General features: G+C 71.4%; 22 protein-coding genes. 15 read left to right on the top strand and 7 right to left on the bottom strand.

What is annotated here, in order from left to right:
• The 8 genes from ACERMF_RS13600 to ACERMF_RS13635 all read left to right on the top strand — a co-directional run.
• Positions 1-193: hypothetical protein (locus ACERMF_RS13600; protein ID WP_373669653.1), on the top strand; the 193-nt coding region annotated here is incomplete at its 5' end.
• 186 nt (positions 194-379) lie between these two features.
• Positions 380-1,885, top strand: a complete 1,506-nt coding sequence (locus tag ACERMF_RS13605; RefSeq protein ID WP_373669654.1) for a diguanylate cyclase domain-containing protein — start codon at positions 380-382, stop codon at positions 1,883-1,885.
• Between the two features lie 94 nt (positions 1,886-1,979).
• Positions 1,980-2,378 carry a response regulator gene (locus ACERMF_RS13610; RefSeq protein ID WP_373669655.1) on the top strand — a complete coding sequence of 133 codons (399 nt, stop codon included), beginning with the start codon at positions 1,980-1,982 and terminating at the stop codon, positions 2,376-2,378.
• Positions 2,375-3,505: a chemotaxis response regulator protein-glutamate methylesterase gene (locus ACERMF_RS13615; RefSeq protein WP_373669656.1), complete on the top strand. Its 1,131-nt coding sequence runs from the start codon at positions 2,375-2,377 to the stop codon at positions 3,503-3,505. Before ACERMF_RS13610 ends, ACERMF_RS13615 begins: the two co-directional genes overlap by 4 nt.
• Positions 3,502-4,344: a protein-glutamate O-methyltransferase CheR gene (locus ACERMF_RS13620; protein WP_373669657.1), complete on the top strand. Its 843-nt coding sequence runs from the start codon at positions 3,502-3,504 to the stop codon at positions 4,342-4,344. The genes ACERMF_RS13615 and ACERMF_RS13620 overlap by 4 nt, the downstream gene beginning before the upstream one ends.
• Before the next feature lie 33 nt (positions 4,345-4,377).
• Positions 4,378-4,830 carry a chemotaxis protein CheX gene (locus tag ACERMF_RS13625; protein ID WP_373669658.1) on the top strand — a complete coding sequence of 151 codons (453 nt, stop codon included), beginning with the start codon at positions 4,378-4,380 and terminating at the stop codon, positions 4,828-4,830.
• 32 nt (positions 4,831-4,862) lie between these two features.
• A complete protein-coding gene (locus tag ACERMF_RS13630) occupies positions 4,863-5,225 on the top strand; it encodes a response regulator (protein WP_373669659.1) in 363 nt (120 codons plus the stop codon).
• Positions 5,226-5,238: 13 nt separating this feature from the next.
• On the top strand, positions 5,239-5,706 hold the full coding sequence (locus tag ACERMF_RS13635; protein WP_373669660.1) for a hypothetical protein: 468 nt from the start codon (positions 5,239-5,241) through the stop codon (positions 5,704-5,706).
• A gap of 96 nt (positions 5,707-5,802) precedes the next feature.
• Here ACERMF_RS13635 and ACERMF_RS13640 read toward each other — a convergent pair whose 3' ends face one another.
• Entirely contained in the window at positions 5,803-7,278 is a 1,476-nt protein-coding gene (locus ACERMF_RS13640; RefSeq protein ID WP_373669661.1) for an HD-GYP domain-containing protein, read from the bottom strand.
• Positions 7,278-8,156: a sigma-70 family RNA polymerase sigma factor gene (locus tag ACERMF_RS13645; RefSeq protein WP_373669662.1), complete on the bottom strand. Its 879-nt coding sequence runs from the start codon at positions 8,154-8,156 to the stop codon at positions 7,278-7,280. The genes ACERMF_RS13640 and ACERMF_RS13645 overlap by 1 nt, the downstream gene beginning before the upstream one ends.
• A gap of 267 nt (positions 8,157-8,423) precedes the next feature.
• On the opposite strand from ACERMF_RS13645, the gene ACERMF_RS13650 reads away from it, so the two are divergent.
• On the top strand, positions 8,424-8,828 hold the full coding sequence (locus tag ACERMF_RS13650; protein WP_373669663.1) for a hypothetical protein: 405 nt from the start codon (positions 8,424-8,426) through the stop codon (positions 8,826-8,828).
• Positions 8,829-8,849: 21 nt separating this feature from the next.
• Here ACERMF_RS13650 and csrA read toward each other — a convergent pair whose 3' ends face one another.
• The 5 genes from csrA to flgN are packed head-to-tail and all read right to left on the bottom strand — an operon-like array spanning position 8,850 to position 12,472.
• Complete coding sequence (csrA, locus tag ACERMF_RS13655; RefSeq protein ID WP_373669664.1) at positions 8,850-9,113, bottom strand: carbon storage regulator CsrA; 264 nt, start codon at positions 9,111-9,113, stop codon at positions 8,850-8,852.
• Positions 9,114-9,118: 5 nt separating this feature from the next.
• Positions 9,119-9,520, bottom strand: a complete 402-nt coding sequence (fliW, locus tag ACERMF_RS13660) for a flagellar assembly protein FliW (protein WP_373669665.1) — start codon at positions 9,518-9,520, stop codon at positions 9,119-9,121.
• 41 nt (positions 9,521-9,561) lie between these two features.
• Positions 9,562-10,500, bottom strand: a complete 939-nt coding sequence (locus tag ACERMF_RS13665; RefSeq protein ID WP_373669666.1) for a flagellin — start codon at positions 10,498-10,500, stop codon at positions 9,562-9,564.
• A gap of 10 nt (positions 10,501-10,510) precedes the next feature.
• Positions 10,511-11,959, bottom strand: a complete 1,449-nt coding sequence (gene flgK, locus ACERMF_RS13670; protein WP_373669667.1) for a flagellar hook-associated protein FlgK — start codon at positions 11,957-11,959, stop codon at positions 10,511-10,513.
• Positions 11,960-12,472: a flagellar export chaperone FlgN gene (flgN, locus tag ACERMF_RS13675; protein ID WP_373669668.1), complete on the bottom strand. Its 513-nt coding sequence runs from the start codon at positions 12,470-12,472 to the stop codon at positions 11,960-11,962. It abuts the gene before it with no gap.
• Positions 12,473-12,640: 168 nt separating this feature from the next.
• Here flgN and ACERMF_RS13680 point away from each other — a divergent pair, with 168 nt between their 5' ends.
• The 6 genes from ACERMF_RS13680 (at position 12,641) to fliD (ending at position 21,213) form a co-directional block, all read left to right on the top strand.
• Positions 12,641-13,279: a C40 family peptidase gene (locus ACERMF_RS13680; RefSeq protein ID WP_373669669.1), complete on the top strand. Its 639-nt coding sequence runs from the start codon at positions 12,641-12,643 to the stop codon at positions 13,277-13,279.
• Positions 13,280-13,354: 75 nt separating this feature from the next.
• Positions 13,355-14,050 carry a response regulator transcription factor gene (locus tag ACERMF_RS13685; RefSeq protein ID WP_373669670.1) on the top strand — a complete coding sequence of 232 codons (696 nt, stop codon included), beginning with the start codon at positions 13,355-13,357 and terminating at the stop codon, positions 14,048-14,050.
• Entirely contained in the window at positions 14,047-16,068 is a 2,022-nt protein-coding gene (locus tag ACERMF_RS13690) for a PAS domain S-box protein (RefSeq protein WP_373669671.1), read from the top strand. Before ACERMF_RS13685 ends, ACERMF_RS13690 begins: the two co-directional genes overlap by 4 nt.
• A 105-nt stretch (positions 16,069-16,173) precedes the next feature.
• Positions 16,174-17,673 carry a DUF222 domain-containing protein gene (locus tag ACERMF_RS13695; protein ID WP_373669672.1) on the top strand — a complete coding sequence of 500 codons (1,500 nt, stop codon included), beginning with the start codon at positions 16,174-16,176 and terminating at the stop codon, positions 17,671-17,673.
• Positions 17,674-17,825: 152 nt separating this feature from the next.
• Entirely contained in the window at positions 17,826-19,118 is a 1,293-nt protein-coding gene (locus ACERMF_RS13700) for a flagellin (RefSeq protein WP_373669910.1), read from the top strand.
• Between the two features lie 91 nt (positions 19,119-19,209).
• Positions 19,210-21,213, top strand: coding sequence for a flagellar filament capping protein FliD (gene fliD, locus ACERMF_RS13705; RefSeq protein ID WP_373669673.1), 2,004 nt, complete (start codon positions 19,210-19,212; stop codon positions 21,211-21,213).
• Positions 21,214-21,216: the final 3 nt, after the last annotated feature.

Genomic DNA, 21,216 nt, shown 5'->3' on the forward strand with positions numbered 1-21,216 from the left:
GCGCGAGGTCGCCGACGGGCTGCAGGCGCTGGTGACCGGCGGCAAGCGCCCGTCCGCACCGTCGCAGCCGACCGGCAAGCGCCGCGGGGGCGACGGGGCTGCCGCGCCCACGGTCCCGGCAGCGTCCCTCGCGCCGCTGGAGACCGACGACCGGCCGCACGTCGGCGCGGCCAACGGCAGCTACCTCGGCTGAGCGAGGCGCCTCGACGCGGCCGGCACCCCCAGCGGGGCGCCGGCCGCCGTCGTTCCCGCGCGGCCATCGCCACCGCCCCGCCGGCGCCAGCGCACGGCGGCCGCGCAGGAGGGCTTCACTCCGGTTTCCCCGTGCCGACGGGCCGCGGAAGGCGAAGGGTCGTCGGCAAGGGGGCGAGGTGAAAGCGTGCGATCGGCAACGCCGCAGGTCATGACGCTGCTGCCCGACGGCCGCTCGCTGCCCGCCGAGCAGTGGCGTGCCCGCCACGAGGCGATCGTGCGCGGCATCCTCGCGGCCGTGGTCCCCGTCGCGGCCCTGATGTGGCTCGCCGGCGATCCCCTCGCACACGTGCTCGTCGGCGCCGGCGTGCCGCTGACCCTCGCCATCCTCGCCCGGTTCGCGCCCGGCAGCATGCGCCTTCGCGCCACGGGGAGTGCCCTGGCACTGATGTGCCTCGTCGTCCTCGTCGTGCACACCACGGGCACCATCGAAGCCCACTTCCTGTTCTTCGTCGCGGTGCCGATCCTGGCCCTGTACGAGGACTGGCCGCCGTTCCTGACCAGCATCTTCGTGGTGCTGTTCCACCACGGCCTCGCGGGTCTGCTGGACCCCGCGGCGGTGTACAACCACGCCGCGGCGCTGCAGGACCCGCTCGGCTGGGGGTTGGTCCACGCCGCCCTGTTCCTGGCCATGTGCGTGGTGAGCGTCGTCCACTGGGCCATCCACGAACGCACGCGCGCGCGGTTGACCCAGGCAGCCCTGCACGACGGTCTGACCGGTCTGCCGAATCGTCGGCTGCTGCTCGAGCAGCTGCGCCGGGCGCTCGCCGACCGTGCGGAACGGGGGGTACCGGCCGCCCTGCTCATGCTGGACGTCGACGGGTTCAAGCCGGTCAACGACACGTTCGGACACGGGGCGGGCGACGCCCTGCTGGTGGAGCTCGCTGCCCGCTTCCGGGACGCGGTCCGGCCGACGGACACGGTGGCCCGCCTCGGTGGCGACGAGTTCGCGTTCGTGCTCATCGGTGCCGCCGCCGAGGACGCGATCGAGACGGCACGCCGTCTCGTGGTCCTGAGCGCCCGGCCCGTCATGGTGGGCGAGCGCGCCATCGAAGTGGGCGCCAGTGTCGGCATCGCCGTCGCATCCGTGGGCACGACCGGTGCCCTGCAATTGCTCGACCAGGCGGACATCGCGCTCCGCACGGCGAAGCGGAACGGGCGCGCCACGAGTGTGCTGTTCGCGTCGGGCCTCGACCAGGCCGGCTCCGAGGCGCTGCCCGTGGTACCGCACGAGGCGCGGGCCTGGTCCCGCTACATGGCCGCGCTCCGCGAGGAGATCGGCGCGCGCAAGCGGGACGGCGCCCTGGCGGCGCAGACCCGCGCCCCCGACTCCGTGCACCGCACGCTCGGCGTGCTCACCAGCGAGATCGGCGAGCTCCCCCCGGACCTCGCCCAAGCGCATCTCCCGCTCCCGGATCGTGCCGCGCTCGAGGAGTTCGTCTTCCACCAGTCCATGGTGCACGACTGGGCCGATTCGCTCGTGGCGGCCGGCGTCCTCACGACACGGCGGTGCGCCGACGCGGACCGCTTCTGGGCGGCGCTGGTGGCCTCCCTGGGCCGGGGGCGAGCACCCGACCCCCACGACGTCGCTGACCATGACCCCGATGTCCGCGAGGCCGCGCGTTCCCTGTAGCGGGCACGGCAACTGCCGACCAGGAAGCGCAGAGCGGGGTGGTCCCCGCGGGCGCAGGACCGGGTGCCGGACACCCACGGAAGAAGGACCCACGGTGCGTGCACTCGTCATCGACGACTCCCGGGCGACGCGGGCCATCCTTTCGCGCATCCTGCAGCAGCTCGGCTTCACCACCTCCGACGTGGCCGACGGCCAGCTGGCGCTGACCTGGCTCGCGGACCACGGACCCGTCGACCTCGCGCTGGTCGACTGGAACATGCCGGTGCTCGACGGCCTCAGTTTCATCAAGATCGTGCGCGCCAACCCGGCCTACGCCGGGATGAAGCTGCTCATGGTGACCACCGAGTCCGACATCGAGCGCATGATCGCCGCGCTCGAGGCCGGCGCCGACGAGTACGCCATGAAGCCGTTCACCGCCGGCGTCATCCGCGAGAAGCTCGACATCATGGGCATCCGCCTCCCCGGCTATCCGGTCGCCGGGGGTGTGCAGTGACCCGCACCCGCGTGCTCGTGGTCGACGACGCCGCGGTGGTGCGCAGGATCGTCACCGACGCGCTGGCCGAGGATCCCGACATCGAGGTCGTCGGCACGGCCCCGAACGGCAAGATCGCCCTGGCGAAGATCCCGCAGGTCAACCCCGACGTCGTCACCCTCGACGTCGAGATGCCCGAGATGGACGGGCTGGCAACCCTGACCGCGCTGCGTGCGCTCTACCCCCGCCTGCCCGTCATCATGTTCTCGACCCTGACCGAACGCGGCGCCGCCACCACCATGGAAGCCCTGCTGCGCGGCGCCAACGACTACGTCACCAAGCCGGCCAACGTCGGCTCGGTCGCCGAGGCCCAGCAACGCATCAAGGCCGAGTTGGTGCCGCGCGTCCACGCCCTCAGCGGCAAGCTGCGCACCGCCGCGCCCACCCGGGTCGCCCCAACCGCTCGCCCGGCCGCCCCGTCGCGACCGACGGGCGCACGGCCGGCCACGCCCACGCGGGTCGACGCCGTCGTCATCGGGGTGTCGACCGGCGGCCCCAACGCGCTGGCGGAATTGCTGCCACGGCTGCCCGGTGACCTGCCCGTGCCGGTGCTCATCGTCCAGCACATGCCCCCGATGTTCACGCGCCTGCTCGCCGAGCGACTGGACGGCACCAGCCCCCTGCGCGTCACCGAGGCGGGGGACCGCCAGCCGGTCGTCGCCGGTGGTGTGCACATCGCCCCGGGAAACCGCCACCTGGCCGTCCAGCGCGTCGGGACCGAGATCCGGACGTTGCTCGACGACGGTCCGCACGAGAACTCGTGCCGGCCCGCCGTCGACGTGCTGTTCCGTGCCGCCACCGGCGTCTACGGCGGGCGCATCCTCGCCGTCGTGCTGACGGGCATGGGTTCCGACGGCAAGAACGGCAGCGAGCACGTGCGGGCCGCCGGCGGGCACGTCATCGTCCAGGACGAGGCGACCAGCGTCGTCTGGGGCATGCCCGGCGCCGTCATCGGTGCCGGACTCGCGGACGAGATCCTGCCGATCGGGCAGATCGCCGAGGCGATCCGGCGCCGCGCACTCGTCGGCCGCAGCGCCGCCGACCGCACGTCGGGCGCTTCGTACGCGCTGCCGGGAGGCAACCGATGACGCTCGCGGATACCACCACCGCGTTGAACGCCGGCGACCTGCTCTACCTGCGCGAGCTCGTTCGTGAACGCTCCGCCATCGTCATCGACGACTCCAAGAGCTACCTGCTGGAGTCGCGGCTGGCCCCGATCGCACGCCGCAACGGTCTTGGGTCGCTCGCCGAACTCGTCGTCCGGCTGCGTCGCGAACGCACCGGCCCGCTGCACGACCTCGTCGTCGACGCCATGACGACCAACGAGACCAGCTTCTTCCGCGACCTGCACCCCTGGACCATCCTGGAGAAGGTCTGGATCCCCGAGTTGATCGAGAAGCGCGCCGCACAGCGCACGCTGACGTTCTGGAACGCGGCATGCTCGAGCGGCCAGGAGCCCTACTCGTTGGCGATGCTGCTGCGCGACCGGTTCCCGCACATCGTCGAGACCTGGAACGTCCGCATCATCGCCACCGACCTGTCCGCGGAGATGCTCGGCCGCTCCGCCATGGGTCGCTACACCCAGCTCGAGGTCAACCGCGGTCTGCCGGCGTCGCTGCTGGTGAAGCACTTCCACCGGGACGGGCAGTACTGGCAGATCAGCGACGAACTCCGCGGCATGGTGGAGTTCCGGGCCCTCAACCTGGTGTCCCAGTGGCCCTTCGTGCCCCAGGTCGACCTGCTGTTCATGCGCAACGTTCTCATCTACTTCGACCTGCCGACCAAGCAGCAGATCCTCGGCAAGGTCCGCGAGGTCCTGCGGCCCGACGGCTACCTGATGCTCGGCACGGCCGAGACGACCCTCAACGTCGACGATCGTTACGAGCGTGTCGCCGTCGATCGCGCCACCGCCTACCGCCCGCGCTGACGAACGCGGCGACACCGAAAGGAACCCCGGCCGATGCACACCACCACCATCGACCTCCAACAGATCGGCGCCGACATCTGGGCCGCGATCCTCGGCCTCGAGCTGCGGCCGGCCGACGCGCTGGAGACGCACGACGCCGATCAGCGTGTCGTCACCGGCGTCGTCCAGATCACCGGCGACTGGTCCGGCGCGGTCACCGTCCAGTGTCCTGAAGCGCTGGCTCGGACCGCGACGGCGCTGATGTTCGGCTCGGAGCCGTCCGAGGTCACCGAGGACGAGGTCACCGACACCGTCGGCGAACTCGCCAACATGACCGGCGGCAACGTGAAGTCGCTGCTGGCCGGCACCTGCCAGCTGTCGCTGCCCGCGGTGACGACCGGCCGCGACTACCACGTCCACATCTCGGGCGCCCAGGTGATCGAGCGCGTGACGGCCGAGTGCGACGGCGCGCTGGTGGTCATGACCATGCTCGAACGCCGCAACTGACCCCCGAACGCGAACGCAAGAGAGAGACCACCGTGAAGATCCTCGTAGTCGACGACAGCAAGGCGATGCGCGCCATCGTCAAACGCGCCCTCGCGGGCCTCGACCGTGTGGCCGGCGCCCAGATCATCGAGGCAGCCGACGGCAGGGAGGCCTTCGGGACCGTTCAGGCCGAGCACCCCGACCTGGTGCTGTCCGACTGGAACATGCCCGAGATGACCGGCATCGAACTGCTCCAGGCCCTCAACGAGGCCGGCGTCAGCGTGACCTTCGGGTTCGTGACCTCGGAGTCGACGCCGGAGATGCACGAGCTCGCGAAGGCGAACGGCGCCAAGTTCCTGGTCAGCAAGCCGTTCACGCCCGAGTCGATCGACCAGGCCCTCGCCGGAGCGATCTGACGTGCGCTGCCCGATGCCTGCCCGCGCCTCCTACCGTGACCTGCTGCGCGACCTGCTGGGTCGCACGGTCACGGTGCGGAGCGCGGGCGGCCAGCAGCTCGACCCGGCCCGGCCGGCCTACCTGGCCGGCTACCGCTTCGACGACGGATCGGCCGCGGCGGTGGCGGTGGCGGATCTGAGCCTGGCAACGGCCGTGGCGGCATCCATCGCGATGCTGCCGCCCGTGGAGACCAGGACGCAGGTCGAGGCGGCCGGCGCACTCGACGAGGAACTGCTCGAGTTCTTCCACGAAGTCGTCAACGTGGCCGCGAAGCTGATGAACAGCCCGACGACGCCGCACGTGGTGCTGCGCGAGGTGACGGCCGTCCCCGGCGACGTCGCCGAAGACCTCGCCGGCATCGCCACCACGCCGCAGCGCCGACAGGACTGGCAGGTGACCGTGGACGGCTACGGCGAGGGTGTGCTCACGCTGCTCGGCTAAGCCGGGCCGTCACCGGGCGGGTCGCGCGATCAGCCGCAGCCAGGCGGTGAGCCCCTCGGGTCGCTCGGGGCGAGCACGTGGACCGCGGGAAAGGAGTCAGCCGAGCCGAGCGTGCAGCAGCGCGGTGAGGTTGTCGAGCGCGAGGTCGACCAGTTCGGGGTCCAGCTCCGTGCTCGCACGCTCCGCCAGCCGCGTCGCGACGTTCGCGGCGCTGGCGCCGTCGACGGCGAGTTCGTCGACGGCATGGGCGACCGCGAGCAGGCGGGCGGCGTCGGGGATGTCGGTACTGCGGATGCCGTCGGGGAAACCGTCGCCGTCCCAGCGCTCGCGTTGGGAGCGGACAGCGGCCGCCGCAGCGGGCCCGGCGGTCAGCTGCAGCAGCGACGCCGAACGCACGGGGAACGTGCGCCAGACCTCCAGCAGCTCCCCGGTGAGCTCACCCGGCCCGCCGATGGCGGCGGACGGCAGCCCGGCCCGGCCGACGTCGTGGAGGTGGCCGGCGAGCTGCGCGCGAGCGACGGCGCCCGGCGACCAGCCCCGGAGACGCGCGAGTTCGGCCGAGATCCGACCAACCCGCTCGCCGTGTCCGCGGCCCTCGGGCAGGAACGGTTCGACCTGGTCGAGCATGCGCACGACCACCTCGAGTTCCGTGGTCGTCGACACCCCCAGGGACAGGTCCTCGGCGCCGAGCAGCGGTTGCGCGCCGTCGGCGGCGGCGACCTCGACGGCGCGTCTGGCGAGTTCGAGCAGCTGTTCCGCGTCGGTCGCGGACTCGGAGCCGGCGTGGCCGATGACGGCGCTCAGCGGGAGGCCGCGGTCGCGGAAGGTGCCCACGACCTCCAGCATCTGGCGGCCCAGCCGATGCATGTCGTGGGGGCTGAGTGTCGGGCCGACCAGGCCGAACTCCCCGTGTGCGGTGGTGAAGAGCTCGCTGCCGGTCGTGGTCACCAGGTGGGCGAGACCCGCCGACAGGCGACGGCGCTGCACGGCGACGACGGGGTCGGCCTCGGGCGTGGTCCAGCGCTCGGAGACGATCTTGACGAACGCGACGCGGGGGATCTCGTCGCTGTCGCCGAGGGTGGCGATCCGCCGTTCGAAGGTGCCGCGGTCCATCAGCCCGGTGGTGGCGTCGGTCCCGCGGCTGCGGGCGCCGGTGGAACCGAAGCGGCGCTCGTAGGAGGTCAGCAGGGTGCTGGGCGAGCGGGACACGTCGACCAGCCCCAGCAGCGCCTCCTCGTTGCCCTCACCGACGATCGCATCCGCCCCGGACTCGACGAGTTGGACGGCCAGTCGCTCCGCGCCGGTGTGGGCCAGCACGATGGTGTGCTGGCCGTGTTCGGCCAGCCGGGTCTCCACGGCGAGGAGCTCGTCGGGGGAGAGGCGGGTGGAGACGAGGACGGCATCGACCGGCTCGACCTCCTCGTCGACGAGGACGGCGCCGATCCCGGTCAACCGGGTACGCACGCTGTCGGGCACGCCCAGGCAGCGCAGCCGCAGGGTGGTGGTGATCGGCGCAGGTTGTCCCAGCTCGTCGAGACGGACGAGCGGTACGTCGATCTCGACCGCAGGCATCAGGCGAAGGCCCGGACGGCCTCGGCGGGCTCGTCGCCCTGCAGCCGCGTCCGCCACGTGGTGTTGGCGGACACCTGCGCGACGTAGGCCGCGCGACGGCGCTTGCCGGGAGCGTCGACCGGCACCTCGGGGACGTTGTCGTAGGCGGTGCCGAAGTAGGCCTGCAGCGCGTGCAGGGCCTCGTGGCGCAGCTGCGACGCGCGCGCCTCGGTGACGCCGAGGTCGTCGGCGATGTCGCGCAGCAGGCGGCCTTCGAAGTGGTGCTCGACCAGGACGCGGCGTGGCAGCTCCGGCAGGTGCGCGATGGCGGTGCGCAGGGTGCCGACCAGCTCGTTGTTCTCCAGGGCGGCCTCGGGGAGCCAGGCCTGGTCCTCCTCGAGGATGCGGTCGCCGAGCACCCCACTTCCGGACTCGTCCTCGCGGATGGGGCGGTCCAGCGTCAGCAGGGTGGAGGTGACGGCGGCGGCGCGGCGGGCGCGGACGGTGGACTCGTCCATGCCCATCGCGTCGGCGATCTCGGCGTCGTCGGGCCGGCGCTGCAGCTTCTCCTCGAGCGCCGACTGGGTCGACTCGATGGTGCGCAGGTCACGCCGCAGGCGGCGGGTGGCCCAGTCGCGGGAGCGGGTCGCGTCCAGCACGGCGCCCCGGATGCGGATGCTCGCGTAGCGGGCGAACGGCACCCCGGTGCTCGCGTCGTAACGGTGGGCGGCGTCGACCAGGCCGGCGGCACCGGCGCCGCGCAGCTCGTCGCGGTCGACGTGGCGCGGGAACCGGGCGGAGAGCTGGTTGACCACGTGGTTGACCAGGTACAGGTTCTCCTCGACGAGGGCGTTCACGTCGGAGGTCGCACTGGTACGGGTGGCCGTCGCTGCCGTCATCGCTGGGCTCCTGGGTTTCCGTGTCCGGAAGGTGTGACCAGACCTTCGGGGATCGGAGCCGGCGACGTGAGAGGCCTTCACAGGTCCTTCACAGAAGTCGGGGGCATGTTTCGATCCGCTTCACGCCGTGGCTGACCAACCACGCAACGTGACAACCCTGCCCCGAACGGATCGGCCGTCCCGCAGAGCGCAATAGGACTACAGATCCGCTGGTGGTCGCCGATGGGAACGGTGGCGAAAAACCCAAGCGACCCTCGGAGACCGCCGATGTACGACCAGCTCGTCAGCCTGCTGCAACGCCAGGTCGCGGCGCTCGACGCCGTCGAATCCCGCTTGCGTGCACTCGAGCTGCTCCTCGCCGCGGACGAACAGCGTTTCCTCGGCGAGGCGATGCACGAACTCGAGCAGGCGTCCGAGCGCCTGGCGGCCCTGGAACTGGGGCGCGCCCTCGTCCTCAGTTCGGCCGGCCTGTCGGTGGACGCCGCCGCCTCCGAGCTCGAGGCCGACATCGACGAGGACACCGTCGGCCTGTTCCGTGACGTGGTCGAGCGCCTGCGCGCCGCCACCGCCCGGGTCGGCGACGCACGAGAGCGTGCCTACGCCGCGCTCAGGCCCGGTACCGAGGACCTGCGTCAGCGTCTGGCCGCGACCGAGGCGTACGCCGGCGTGTGAAGACGGCGCCAGCGGCAGGGGTCAGGCGTCGTCCTGGGTCGTGCCCTCGGGCCGACGGGCGGCCTGCGGCATGCGTGCCACCAGCCGTCGTGCCCGGTCGGCGGTGTCGGCGGCGCGGGCGTTCTCCTCCTGCAGCGTCTGCCACACCTCTTCGCGGTGGACCTGGACGTCGCGTGGAGCATCGATGCCGATGCGGACCTGGTCGCCACGCACCTCGAGCACGGTGATGGTGACCTGGTTGCCGATCACTATGGACTCGCCGATCCGGCGAGAGAGCACGAGCACGCCGGTCAGCCTCCTGCAGTGACGGTGGCGCGCAACGGTAGCTCACTGTCGTCCAGCACCACCTGACGTGCGTCCAAGGTGCGTGCGTTGGCCACGAACGGCGCCCGCAGGTTGAGGTGCAGGGCCTCGTTGTCGTCGGCGATGACGGTGCAGAACAGCACGGCGTCCTCGGGCTGCTCGATGCCGAGCACGTCCTGGTCGCTGACGGGCAGCTCGGGGGCGTAGTCGGGGAAGAACAGCCAGGGGGAGGCCACGACCAGCGACAGCTCCGGGTCCTCGACGCTGCTCAGCAGCTGGAAGGTGCCGTCGTCGGTGAGGTCGGACAGGATGAAGCCGCGAGCGCCGGGGAATCCGGGGATGCCTTCGGCGAAACGGAGGACGGCGAACTGCTCGTCCACATCGGGCACGGGGAGTCCTTCGACGTCGGCGGGGAGGGTAGCCGGGGCCGTCATCGGAGGAACGCCACCAGCGAGGGCGGCAGCGCCCTGCCGAGGGCCTGCAGTGTTGCTTCGTATGCCACCTGTTGCACCTGGAGCTCCATGATCCCTTGGGCGATGTCGACGTCCTCGACCTGTGACAGCTCGGTCCGCAGCGTCAGCTGCAGGTCGATCGAGCGGCTGCGTGCCGAGTCGACGCGGTTGGTCGCGGCACCGATGCGCGAGAGGTTGTCGGTGACGAGGTTGGCGGCACCCTGGATGCTGGCGAGGTGGCCGCTCAGCCGGTCGGCCGGGGCGCCGGACTCGAGGTCGCGCGCGATCTCCTCGAGCAGGTTGAGCAGCTGCGGCCCCTGGACAGGGTCGCCGTTGCCGTCGGTCCCGACCACGGCGCTGCCGAGCCACTCGGCGGCGGTCACGTTGATGCGGACCTGCTCGCTGTCGCTGACGCGACGCATGATCTCGTCGGGGGTGGCGCCCTGGCGGTCCTCGGGGAAGCGCCACACGCCGTCGGGGCCGCGCTCGACCTGGTCACCGGTTCCGAAGCCACCGAACAGGGGCCGGTCGAGGTGCGTGGCGTTGGCGATGCCGGCGATCTCCTGGATCACCTGGCGGACCTCGGAGGCGAGGGCGACCCGGACGTTGTCGTCCTGGTGGGACGCACCCTGCGTGGCGAGGTCGCGCACGCGTGCGAGACGGGTCGTGACGGCCTGCAGCTGGGTGTCGGCGCTGTCGAGCCAACCGCGCGCGTCGTCGGCGTTCCTGAGCTCCTGCTGGCGTGCCTGCAGCGACGACTTCAGCGACATGGCGCGGCGGGTCCCCGCCGGGTCGTCGGAGGGCTGCAGGATGCGCCGCCCCGTGGCCAGCTCGGTCTGCGAGCGCTCGTACTGGGCCAGGCGCGAGTGCAGCCGGTCGAGCGACCGGCTGACCATCGCCTCACTGGTGATTCGCATCGTCATCCCCCTATCGGCCGACGAGGCCGGTGCGAACGAGCACGCTGAGCGCCTCGTCGACGGTGGTCATCACCCGGCTGGCCGCTTCCAGCGAACGCTGGTAGCGCACGAGGCTGACCATCTCCTCGTCCAGGCTGACGCCGTGTTCCTGCATGCGGGCGAGCTCGGCTCCGACGGACACGGCACGTGCGCCGTCCGCGGTGGCCTTGGCGGCCCGGACCTCGGCGGCGAGGCCGACCACGACGTCGGCCAGCCGCGTCTCCAGGGTCGCGCCCGTCGGGCTGGCGAGCCCGTCGTCGCCGACCTTGGCCGTGCGCAGGCCTGCAAACAGCAGCGCGTTGCGCCCGTCGTTGGGTGCGGGTGGCAGCCCGGGGCCGACGGTGTCCATGACCGCGGCCGCGAGGTGCTGCACGCCGACGCCGTCCGCGAGCCGGATCGAGCCGATGGCGTCGTCCGGATCGAACGCCAGCAGGTCCCCGCCGGCCTGCGAGCCCCCGGCACCGTCGGAGACGGCACCCAGCGCGTTGGTGGCGTTGATGGTGTTCCCGAGCGCCGTCGCGAAGGCGTTGAGCTCGGCGCGCCAGTGGGGCAGGTCGACGGTGACGACCTGGTGCAGGCCACCGATCTCGCCGCCGATCGGAGCCAGCGGGTCGGCGTCGGGGTCGGCGGCCTCGGCGTCGAGGGCGACGACGTGGATGCCGCCGCCAGCCTGACCGTCACCCATCAGCTTGGCGCGTTCCCCGGTCCGCAGCAGGTCCAGGGGCCCGTCCGCGGTGGCGAAGGTCACGAACGCGCGGCCGGCCTCGTCGAGCCCGACGTGCGCGCCCGTGAGTTGGGCCACCTCGTCGAGCAGCAGGTCGCGCTGGTCGAGCAGGTCGTTGCCGACCCGGCCCGCGTCCGCGTCGGCGATGCGCTGGTCGATGACGGCCAACGACTCCAGGGTCTTGTTCGCCATCGCGACCTGGGTGTCGCGGCGGGAGGTCACGTCGGCCTCGAGCGCGGACCAGGCGGCGGCGGTGGAGCGGATGGCGTCGGTGACCGAGGCCAGCTCGCTGAGCACCTGTCGGCGGGTGGCCGGGTCGGCGGGGTTGTTCGCCCATGACTCGGTGGCCTCCCACAGCCGGCCCATGCGCGACGAGATGCCCTGGTCGGGCTCACCGGTCAGCTTCTCCAGCCGGCCCAACAGGTCGGCCCGGACGGCGGCGGACGAGTAGTCGGCCACCGCGCCACGGAAGCGGTCGTCGAGGAACCCGTCACGCAGGCGCCCGATCGTGCTGATGTCCACGCCCGTACCGATGTGGGCGTTGGCCATCTGGTACGACGGCCGCGCGGCGAGCTCCACCCGCTGACGGGTGTAGCCCGGCGTCGCGGCGTTGGCCACGTTGTTGCCGGCGACGTCGATGCCGACCTGCGCCGCACGGACGCCGGTCAGACCGGTGTAGAGCCCGACGAAGGACACTCAGAGCACCTCCCGCAGCCGGGCCCCGACGCCGGCAGCGGCGTCGAGTTGTCCGGATGCGTCGTAGGTGGAAGCGACCGGCACCTGCGGGCCGCTGAGCTGATCGAGCTGGCCGGCGACGATGTGCAGGTCGCTCTGCGCCAGCACGCGGTTCTCGCGGGCCACCTGCTCGACCTCGGCCGCGAGGGTGCGGAAGGCGACGGCGTGCTCGGCGAAGGTGTGGTCGAACGGCGGCGGTGAACGGCGGGCCAGCTCGCCCAGCGTCAACGCCTCGGGGTCGTAGACCCACAGCGCCGCGAGCGCGCGCAGCGCCTCGTCACGGCGGTATTCGCCCTGGCGGAGGGCCTCGACGGCGAGCTCCACCTCCTCGAGGGACTGGGCCACGAAGCGGCGTTCGTCGGCAGCCAGCAGCAGCCGCGTCACCGTGAGCTTGAACAGCAGGTGGTTGACCACCTGCCGCTCCTCCCACAAGCGGCGGCTCAGCTCTTCGAGGGCGCGACGGTCTCGTCTCATGGGAGTCCGAATCGGCCGGCCCGATCGGTTCTGTAGGAGTCCGAAGCTGTACGAGCGACCAGGTCCCACCCGACACCGGACGCTCGTGCGTCATGCGCACGAGCCGGCATCGGCGGTAGAGGTCGGGGCGAGCCCGCCGACCGGACCCGCAAGTGGAGGTCTGTCTTCGTGCCCGTATCCGCCATCGCCGCGTCGCCCGCTCCGGCGACCGACGTCTCCCCGAGCGCGCCGCCGCAGGTGACGCCGGGGTTCTCGGCCGCCCTCGACGCGGCCACGGCACGGTTCGATCCGGCGCGTCTGCCCACCGTCTCGCTCGGGACGATGGTGGCCGCGATGGCCGCCGCGGATCCGCAGCAGGTCGCCGACGCCGTCGCCGCCGCCACGGTCGATCCTTCCTCGCCGATCAGCGCGGCCACCGCGATCGGCCAGGTGTCGGCCGGCGACGGCAGCATGGGACAGCGGATCCTCGCGGCCGGCGAGCGCTACCTCGGCGTGCCCTACAAGTGGGGCGGCACCAACCCCGCCGTCGGTCTCGACTGCTCCGGGTTCGTGCAGCAGACGTTCGGTGATCTCGGTATCCGCCTGCCGCGCGTCAGCGTCGACCAGGCGCGGGCCGGCCGGCCCGTCGCGAGCCTCGCCGAGGCCCGCCCCGGCGACCTGGTGTTCTGGCGCGCCGAGGGCAAACGCCCCAACCACATCGGGATCTACGCCGGCGACAACAAGATGCTCGTCGCCCCCCGCACCGGCGACGTGGTGCGCTACCAGGAGATGAACCGGACGCCCCACGCGATCCGTCGCATCGCCTGAGCGGGGGTGTGGTGCCTCGTCGGAGCCGGCCCTCTAGGCTGCGGCCCGACAGCGGCTTTGGGAGGAGCGTGGACGGTGGCGAAGGTGCTCGCGGTCGATGACGAACCGCAGATCCTCACCGCCGTCGGTCGTGGTCTGTCACGCGCCGGTTACGAGGTCATCGTCGCCCGCTGCGGCGAGGACGCGCTGACGGCGGCGGCCGCCGCGCTTCCCGACGTCGTACTCCTGGACCTGCGCCTGCCCGACCTCGACGGCATCGAGGTGGTCAAGCGGCTGCGGACCTGGACCAGCATCCCGATCGTGCTGCTCTCGGGTGCCGGCAGCGAGCGTGCCCGTGTCCTGGCGCTGGACGCGGGCGCGGACGACTTCATCGACAAGCCGTTCTCCATGGAGGAACTGCGTGCGCGGCTCGGGGCGATCCTGCGTCGCGCGCAGTCGGCGGGACCCACGACCGTGCAGCCCGCCGTGCAGGTCGGCGACCTGCAGGTCGACCTCGCCACGCGACGGGTCCGGGTCGCCGGATCCGAGGTCAAGCTGACCCCGCTGCAGTGGAAGCTGCTGGAGGTCCTGGTCGCCAACGACGGCAAGCTGCTGACCTACCGCGACATCATCTCCGCCGTGTGGTCGGACAAGCACGGCGACGAGGCGCGTGACAGCCTGCGGGTGCACCTGCGGGCGTTGCGGCAGAAGCTCGGCGACGACGCCAGCGCGCCGCGCTACATCGCCACCGAGTCGGGCGTCGGCTACCGGTGGGTGGGCGCGGACGAGTGACCGACCAGCTCCGGGCGATCCGGCTCTCGGAGGCGCGGCGACTCGAGGCGCTGCGGCGCCTCAACATCCTCGACACGCCGCCCGAGCAGGAACTCGACGACGTCGCCGGTCTGGCGGGCGCGCTGCTCGGGGCCCGGTACGCCGCGGTCACCTTCGTCGACGATCGGCGGGCCTGGTCCAAGTGCGTGCGGGGCCGACCCGGGCAACCGGACGTCGCACGCGAACACTCGCCCGCCTGGCTCGCCATCACCGCCGAGGAGGGCATGGTCCACACCGCCGTCGAGGACGTGCCGGCGATCGCCGACCACCCGGCCATCGCCGAACTCGGGCTGGTGACGGTCGCCGCCGCCGTCATCGTGGCCCCCGACGGGCAGCGGGTCGGCGCGGTCGAGCTCGGCTGGGCCGACGCACTCGCCTACGACGGCGCGCTGCAGACCACCCTGCAGCGCATCGCCCTGCACGCGACGCGGCTGGTCGAGTTGCGCGCCGAGGTGGCCGAGTACCGCCGCTTCATCGAGCTCAACCCCGACGCCGTCACGGTGCTCGACCTCGAGGGCAGCATCGAGCTCGCCAACCCGATGCTGGCCGAGGTGCTGCGCCTGAACGCGCCCGAGGACGTGGTGGGCCGCAACTTCCTCGAACTGGTCGCCCCCGAGGACCGCGCCCGCGCCGCCAACGAGTTGGCCAGGGTGCTGTTCGCCCGGCGGCCGGCCTCGCAGATGGACATGCGGCTGCTCCGTGCCGACGGGTCCACCGTGGCGTGCTCGGTCAGCGCTGGCCACCTCCGCGCCAGTCGTCGCAGCCTGCAGCTGGTGGTGCGGGACCTCGACGAGCGCATCCGTGGCGAGGAGGAGCGCGCCCGCCTGTCCGAGCAGCTCGCCCAGGCCCAGCGGTTGGACCTGGCCGGCAAGCTCGCCAGCGGACTGGCCCACGACCTCAAGAACCTGATCACGGTGATGAGCTCCTACCTCGATCTCGCGCAGGGCTCGGTCCAGGACCTGGCGCCCGCGGTCGGCAACGATCCGATCGCGTCGATCCTCGACGACTTCGAGCAGTTGCGGCGTTCCGTGGACCGCGCCGGGACGCTGACCCACAAGCTGATGCAGTTCGCCGGCAGCGAGGGCTCCACCGACGAGGTGGACCTCGCACGGGCCGTCGACGGCGTCCGCAACCTGATCGAGTCCGCGCTCGGTCCCGGCGTGATGCTGGAGATCGACCTCGAGGACGACCTGCCGCGGGTGCGGGCCGACGCCGTCGGGCTCGAGCAGGCGCTGGTCAACCTGGTGATGAACAGCAACGACGCGCTGCCCCACGGCGGGACGATCATCGTGCGCGCCCGCCACACCGACCACCCGGCAGCGGGCGGGGTGACCTCGGGCCCGAACCACCCCGTCGACGACCAGCGTCGCTACGTCCGTCTCTCGGTCATCGACGACGGCACCGGCATGGACGACGAAACGCTGACCCGGGCGTTCGAGCCGTTGTTCTCGACCAAGGGCGCGGCCCGCGGGACCGGCCTGGGGTTGCCGACCGTGCTCGCCTTCGCGCAGCAGGCCGACGGCATCGTGGACCTGCACTCCATCAAGGGCGAGGGAACCTCGATCGCGCTGGTGCTGCCCACCGTCGCGTCGGCCGCGAGCCCCGACGTGCTGGACCGGCAGCGGCCCGTCGGTGGCAAACGCGTCGTGTTGGTCGACCCCAACGACCGTGCCCGCCGCGTCATCGCACAGATGCTTCGCAGTGCCGGGTACCGGATCCTGCCGGCGACCGACGGCGAGTCCGCCCTCCGGATTCTCGAGGAACAGGGCGGCGACGTGCTGGTCACCGAGCTCGCGCTGCCGGGCATCCCGGGCTGGCGGGTCGTCGACCGGGCGCGCGGGCAGCGGCCCGACCTACCGGTGCTCGTCTTCGCCTCAGCCCAGGCGCCGGACCGCGTCACCGACGACGTCCGCACGCTGGTCAAGCCGTTCAGCAGCGACCGGTTGCTGCGCATGCTGGCCGAGATGCTCCCCGGCTGACGCGGTGGTGTGCGGTCCCCGAAGCCGCGGAACGATATGCGCCTTTTCCCCAGTATTCGGGCGTTTGGACCGGGAAATTCGTCACTTCTGCCTTACAATCGCACGATGTTCGAGTACCCCGCCACCAGCTCCTCACGTCAGTGCGACGTGCTGCGCGAGCACGGTGACCACTACGCGGTGGCGGCTCGCACCGACGGAGATGGCGGGGACGGCGGCGACCTGCGTCGGGCGGTCCACGCCGTCGCGGTCGCGGCCGAACGGGCGTTGCAGCTGGCGGCGGACCGGCGTGACAGTGGCGGTGGCGAGATCGCCGGGCTGGTCGAACTGCTCGCCGCCATCGACACCTCGCAGGCCGCCGCGGTCGAGCTGGTCGACCGGATACAGACCGACGGCCTCGCCGAACGTCGCGCCGGGCTGCCGCTCGAAGGTGTGCTCGCGATGCAGTCGCAGGCCACCTACGGCGACCGGCGGTTCCTGCAGACCGCCCGTGACGTGCTGGCGAGCATGCCGAACCTGCGGGCGGCATTCCGGGCCGGCGCACTGGGTTGGGGCCAGGTACGCGCCGTCGTCCTCGAGGCGTCGGCCCTCACCGTCGCGCTTCGCGCGGAGCTCGACACACGGTTCGCCGACGTCGACGAGCTGCGCCGCCGGAACCCCGACGAGGTCGTCGACCAGGTCCAGGTCGTCGCCGGCCGCCTGCGCGAGACGCTCGAACAACAGCGGTCCGTCCGCAGGTTCGAACGCCGATATTTCCACACGCAGCCGGCCCTCGACGGCGGCGTGAAAGGCAACTTCCTCCTCCCGGGTCCGGAAGGCGCGCTGGTGATCGAGGCGCTCCAGGCCGCGGCCGAGCGTCCCACCGGCGACCGTGACGTCACACGCGACGCGATCGACTCGGACGTGGACGCGGACGGCGCCGCGGCGTCGGGAGCCGGTCGGTCTGCCTCGGGGGATGGCGCCGATGGCCCCGCCGCCGAGGGTCCGGCCGCCGAAGACGGTGGCGACCCGGTCTTCGATCGGCCGCGGGCCCGGCAGCTCGCCGACGCGTTCGTGCGGCTGGCCGAGGCGTTCCTGGCCGGACAGCGCGCCGATGGCACCGTCATCCGCTCACGCCCATCGATGCTGGTGCTCACCGACATCCGCGACCTCGTCGGCGACTCGGAGCGGGCCCGCCGAGCGCGGCTGCTGTGGCAGTTGCCCGGCGCCCCGCCGGCGCTGACGCCGGCGGCGCTCCGCCGCCTGGCCTCCGACGCCGACCTGCAGTTCGTGCTCACCGACGACCACGAGGTGCTCGGCATCTCCGCGCCCGTAGCCACGATCCCGGCGCGGCTGCGAAAGGCGGTGTTGGCCCGCGATCGAGGCTGTCGGTTCCCGGGCTGCCAGATCCCGGCCGCCTGGGTCGATCTCCATCATGTCCGTGCACGCGAACACGGCGGTCCGACCACGCTCGACAACCTGGTCGGTCTGTGCCGACGGCATCACGTGGCGGTCACCGAGGGTCGCTGGAAACTGACGATGTCCGGCGACGGCACCGTCACCGTCAGACGCGGCCGACATCGGGCGACGTCCGATCCGCCGCTTCGTCGGCATCCGCTGACGGCCTGACCGCGTCGTTGGGTCGAGGGCCGGTCCGGCATGGTCGTCGACTCGAGTCGAGATTTTCTGGGCGACTGCTTCAGCGGTCCTGCATCCGGGCCGATGGGCAGGGCGTGCCGGCAACCGTCGGCGACACGGGCCAGACATGGAGGTCAGCCCACATGCGTATCAACCAGAACATCGCGGCGTTCAACGCCTACCGCAACCTGTCGCAGACGCAGGGGACGCAGGCCAAGTCGCTCGAGAAGCTGTCCAGCGGCTTCCGCATCAACCGCGCCGCCGACGACGCGTCGGGTCTCGTCAACTCCGAGAACCTGCGTGCCCAGATCGGTGGCCTCAAGGTCGCCACGCGCAACGCCCAGGACGCGATCAGCCTCGTGCAGACCGCGGAAGGGGCGCAGACCGAGGTCCACTCGATGCTGCAGCGCATGCGCGACCTCGTCGTGCAGTCCGGCAACCTCGGCACCAACGACCCGGCCGCTCTGAAGGCCAACCAGTCCGAGATCGACCAGCTGAAGGAAGAGCTGACCCGCATCGCGGACCAGACCCAGTTCGGCACGAAGAAGATCCTCGACGGCACCTTCGCCAAGGCGGATGCCGTAGCGGCCGCTGACGCTGTCAATTTCACCGGTACCGATGGCATCACCGCGACGGCCGCCGACGCGACCACCGAGGGTGCCTTCGCGATCGACTTCTCGGACCAAGATCTGCTGGCGGCACTCGCAGACGGCGCCGGGCGTCAGGTCACGTTGACCTTCGAGGTCGATGGCAACGAATTGACCGCGGAGTTTGAGATCGCGGTCGATTCGAACGGTGACATCGACGCCGACGCCACCGCCGGAAACCTGCGCACAGCTCTCGCCGACGTGAGTGGTGCGACGGTTGGCGGAAGCGGTACTACCGTTTCTCTGACGTCGGACGACGTCGACATCGCCGTCGACTTCACCAGCATCACTGCTGACGCGGTTCAGGCACAGGCAGCGAATGCTGGCGCCGTCTTCCAGGTGGGCGCCAACTCGGGCCAGACCGTCAGCGTCGGGATCAACTCGGTGAAGGCATCCGACCTGGGTGCCGGTGCGACCTACGTCAACGCGGCAGGTCAGACGGTCAACTCCGGCTTCGCCAGTGTCGACGCTATCGACCTTGCAGAGCTGACCGGTGACGCGCTCCAGACCGGCGTTGCTGACGCCCTCGCGACACTGGACAAGGCGATCTCGGGTGTGTCCGACAACCGGGCCACGCTGGGTGCTTTCCAGAACCGGATGGAGTCGACGATCCGCAACGTGGGCGTCGCCGTCGAGAACCTGCAGGCCGCCGAGTCCCGCATCCGCGACACCGACATGGCGGAGGAGATGGTGAGCTTCACGCGCGCGCAGATCCTCTCGCAGGCCGGTACCGCGATGCTGGCGCAGGCCAACCAGGTCCCGCAGTCGGTCCTGTCCCTGCTCCGCTGATCCGACGCAACAACCTGGGGGTGGCGTACTCGAGTGATCGGGGCGCCACCCCCGTTGCATGTCCCGCACCACACACCGAGGAGGTGGTCGAGTGAGCGCACAAGGACTGTTCTCCATCGGAGGCATCGCCTCCGGGCTCGACACCGCGGGCATCGTCAAGCAGCTCATGCAACTCGAGCGCCAGCCGGTGGTCCGGCTGCAGAACACGCAGAAGCAGCTGCAGGCGGTCAACACCGCCTGGCAGTCGGTCAACACCCGCCTCTCCTCGCTGCGGACCGCGGTCGACGCCATCTCGCGTCCCGACCGCTTCACCAACCTCGTCGCCGTCTCGTCGTCCAACACCGACGCGGTCAGCGTGACGAGGGCCGGCACCGGGACCGGCTCCCTGACGTTCCACGTCGACCGGCTCGCGCAGGCCCATCAGGTCGCGACCGGCACTTTCGCCTCCGCCACCGACGCCCTGGCTGCGTCGGGCAAGCTCACGGTCCAGGTGGGCGCGAACGCCGCCGTCGAGATCGACGTCGACGCGGGCGACTCGCTGCAGGCGATCGCCACCAGGCTCAACGGCCTCAAGGCCGGCTTCACCGCCTCGGTCGTGAAGACCGGCGAGGGCGAGCACCGGCTGGTCCTCAACGCCTCGGCCACCGGGCTCGACAACAAGCTCACCGTCGGTGGCGACACGGGCCTCACCCAGCTCACGGCCTACGACGCCGATGCGAACACCAACGGCCTGCGCACCCTGCAGGCCGCGCAGGATTCCCAGGTCCGGATGGGCTCGGGATCCGAAGCCGTCACGATCACGCGATCCGGCAACACCATCGCCGACCTCGTGCCCGGTGCCTCGATCACGCTGAAGAAGGTCACGACCGAGACGCTGCCGGACGGCACGAAGCGTGACGGCGTGCCCGTCACCGTCACCGCGCAACGGGACATCGACGGCGGCATCGCCGCCGTGAAGTCCTACGTCGACGCCCTCAACGCGACCATCACGTCGCTGTCGGAGCTGACCCGCTACAACCCCGAGACGAAGACCGCCGGCGCGCTGCAGGGTGACCCCTACGCCCGGCAGCTGCTCGACCAGCTGCGTTCGGCGGCCACCGCCCCGCTCGGCGTCACCCGCGAACCCTTCGCCGGCGCCTTCGACGTCGGTCTGTCGGTCGACCGCACCGGCAAGGTCGTGCTCGACGAAGCCAAGTTGCGCACGGCCCTGAACCAGGACTTCGACGCGGTCGGGCGCCTGTTCGGTCGTACCGCGACGCCGACCGACACGCGTGCCACTGCCGTCATCGGCACGAACGCGACCACGCCGGGCGTCTACGAGGTGCAGGTCACCAAGGCGGCCAAGGCCGCGCGCGCCACCGGCGCGGTGTTCGCTCCGGACACCGACGTGCAGCCGAAGACGTTCAAGGTCACGGCGGGGACGGTGAGTGCGACGGTCACCCTCAACACCGAGGGACTGACCGCGTCGCAGATCGTGGCCGAGATCAACGCGGCGCTGAAGGACCAGAAGCTCGCCGCCATCGAGGCCAAGCTCGACGGCGACAACCTCGTCTTCGAGGAGACCCGGGCGGGAGCCAGCCGGAGCTTCACGGTCGAGGTGCTCGACCAGGACGACGCCGTCATCCCGTTCTCGTACGCGGCGGGGGAGGATGCGGCCGGACAGATCCGGCTCAAGGGCTCGAGCGACGCGTGGACGCCGCTCGGTGGTGGGGGACGTGAGCTCAACGCCACGACCGGCAAGGCGAACGGCATCCAGATCACGTGGTCGTCGCTGGAGGCGATCGACCCGGACCAGCCGATCACGTTCGACGTCACCTACAGCCACGGCCTCGCCGGCAACGTCGCGAACGTGCTGCGCACGGCCGAGGGCGGAAACGGCATCGTCGCTCGAGCGCGCAAGGGAATTGACGACCAGATCAAGATCTACCAGACGCGGATCGACGGCTTCGAACAGCGCCTGCTCACGCGGGAGTCGACGCTGATCAAGCAGTTCACCGCGATGGAAGTGGCACTGTCGAAGATGCAGGCGCAAGGCAACTGGCTGACCAGTCAGTTGGCTGGGCTCAACGGACTGAGCCAGCAGCAACAGCGATGACGA

It is taken from the genome of Egicoccus sp. AB-alg6-2 (genome assembly GCF_041821025.1).
In the GTDB taxonomy this organism is placed as follows: domain Bacteria; phylum Actinomycetota; class Nitriliruptoria; order Nitriliruptorales; family Nitriliruptoraceae; genus Egicoccus.

Excerpts from the sequence above, each read along its gene's own strand:
- ACERMF_RS13635 (WP_373669660.1), top strand. The coding sequence starts at position 5,239 with ATGCCTGCCCGCGCCTCCTACCGTGACCTGCTGCGCGACCTGCTGGGT.
- ACERMF_RS13650 (WP_373669663.1), top strand. The coding sequence starts at position 8,424 with ATGTACGACCAGCTCGTCAGCCTGCTGCAACGCCAGGTCGCGGCGCTC.
- ACERMF_RS13620 (WP_373669657.1), top strand. The coding sequence starts at position 3,502 with ATGACGCTCGCGGATACCACCACCGCGTTGAACGCCGGCGACCTGCTC.
- flgN (WP_373669668.1), bottom strand. The coding sequence starts at position 12,472 with ATGAGACGAGACCGTCGCGCCCTCGAAGAGCTGAGCCGCCGCTTGTGG.
- ACERMF_RS13640 (WP_373669661.1), bottom strand. The coding sequence starts at position 7,278 with ATGCCTGCGGTCGAGATCGACGTACCGCTCGTCCGTCTCGACGAGCTG.
- ACERMF_RS13695 (WP_373669672.1), top strand. The coding sequence starts at position 16,174 with ATGTTCGAGTACCCCGCCACCAGCTCCTCACGTCAGTGCGACGTGCTG.
- ACERMF_RS13665 (WP_373669666.1), bottom strand. The coding sequence starts at position 10,500 with ATGCGAATCACCAGTGAGGCGATGGTCAGCCGGTCGCTCGACCGGCTG.
- ACERMF_RS13625 (WP_373669658.1), top strand. The coding sequence starts at position 4,378 with ATGCACACCACCACCATCGACCTCCAACAGATCGGCGCCGACATCTGG.
- ACERMF_RS13700 (WP_373669910.1), top strand. The coding sequence starts at position 17,826 with ATGCGTATCAACCAGAACATCGCGGCGTTCAACGCCTACCGCAACCTG.
- ACERMF_RS13645 (WP_373669662.1), bottom strand. The coding sequence starts at position 8,156 with ATGACGGCAGCGACGGCCACCCGTACCAGTGCGACCTCCGACGTGAAC.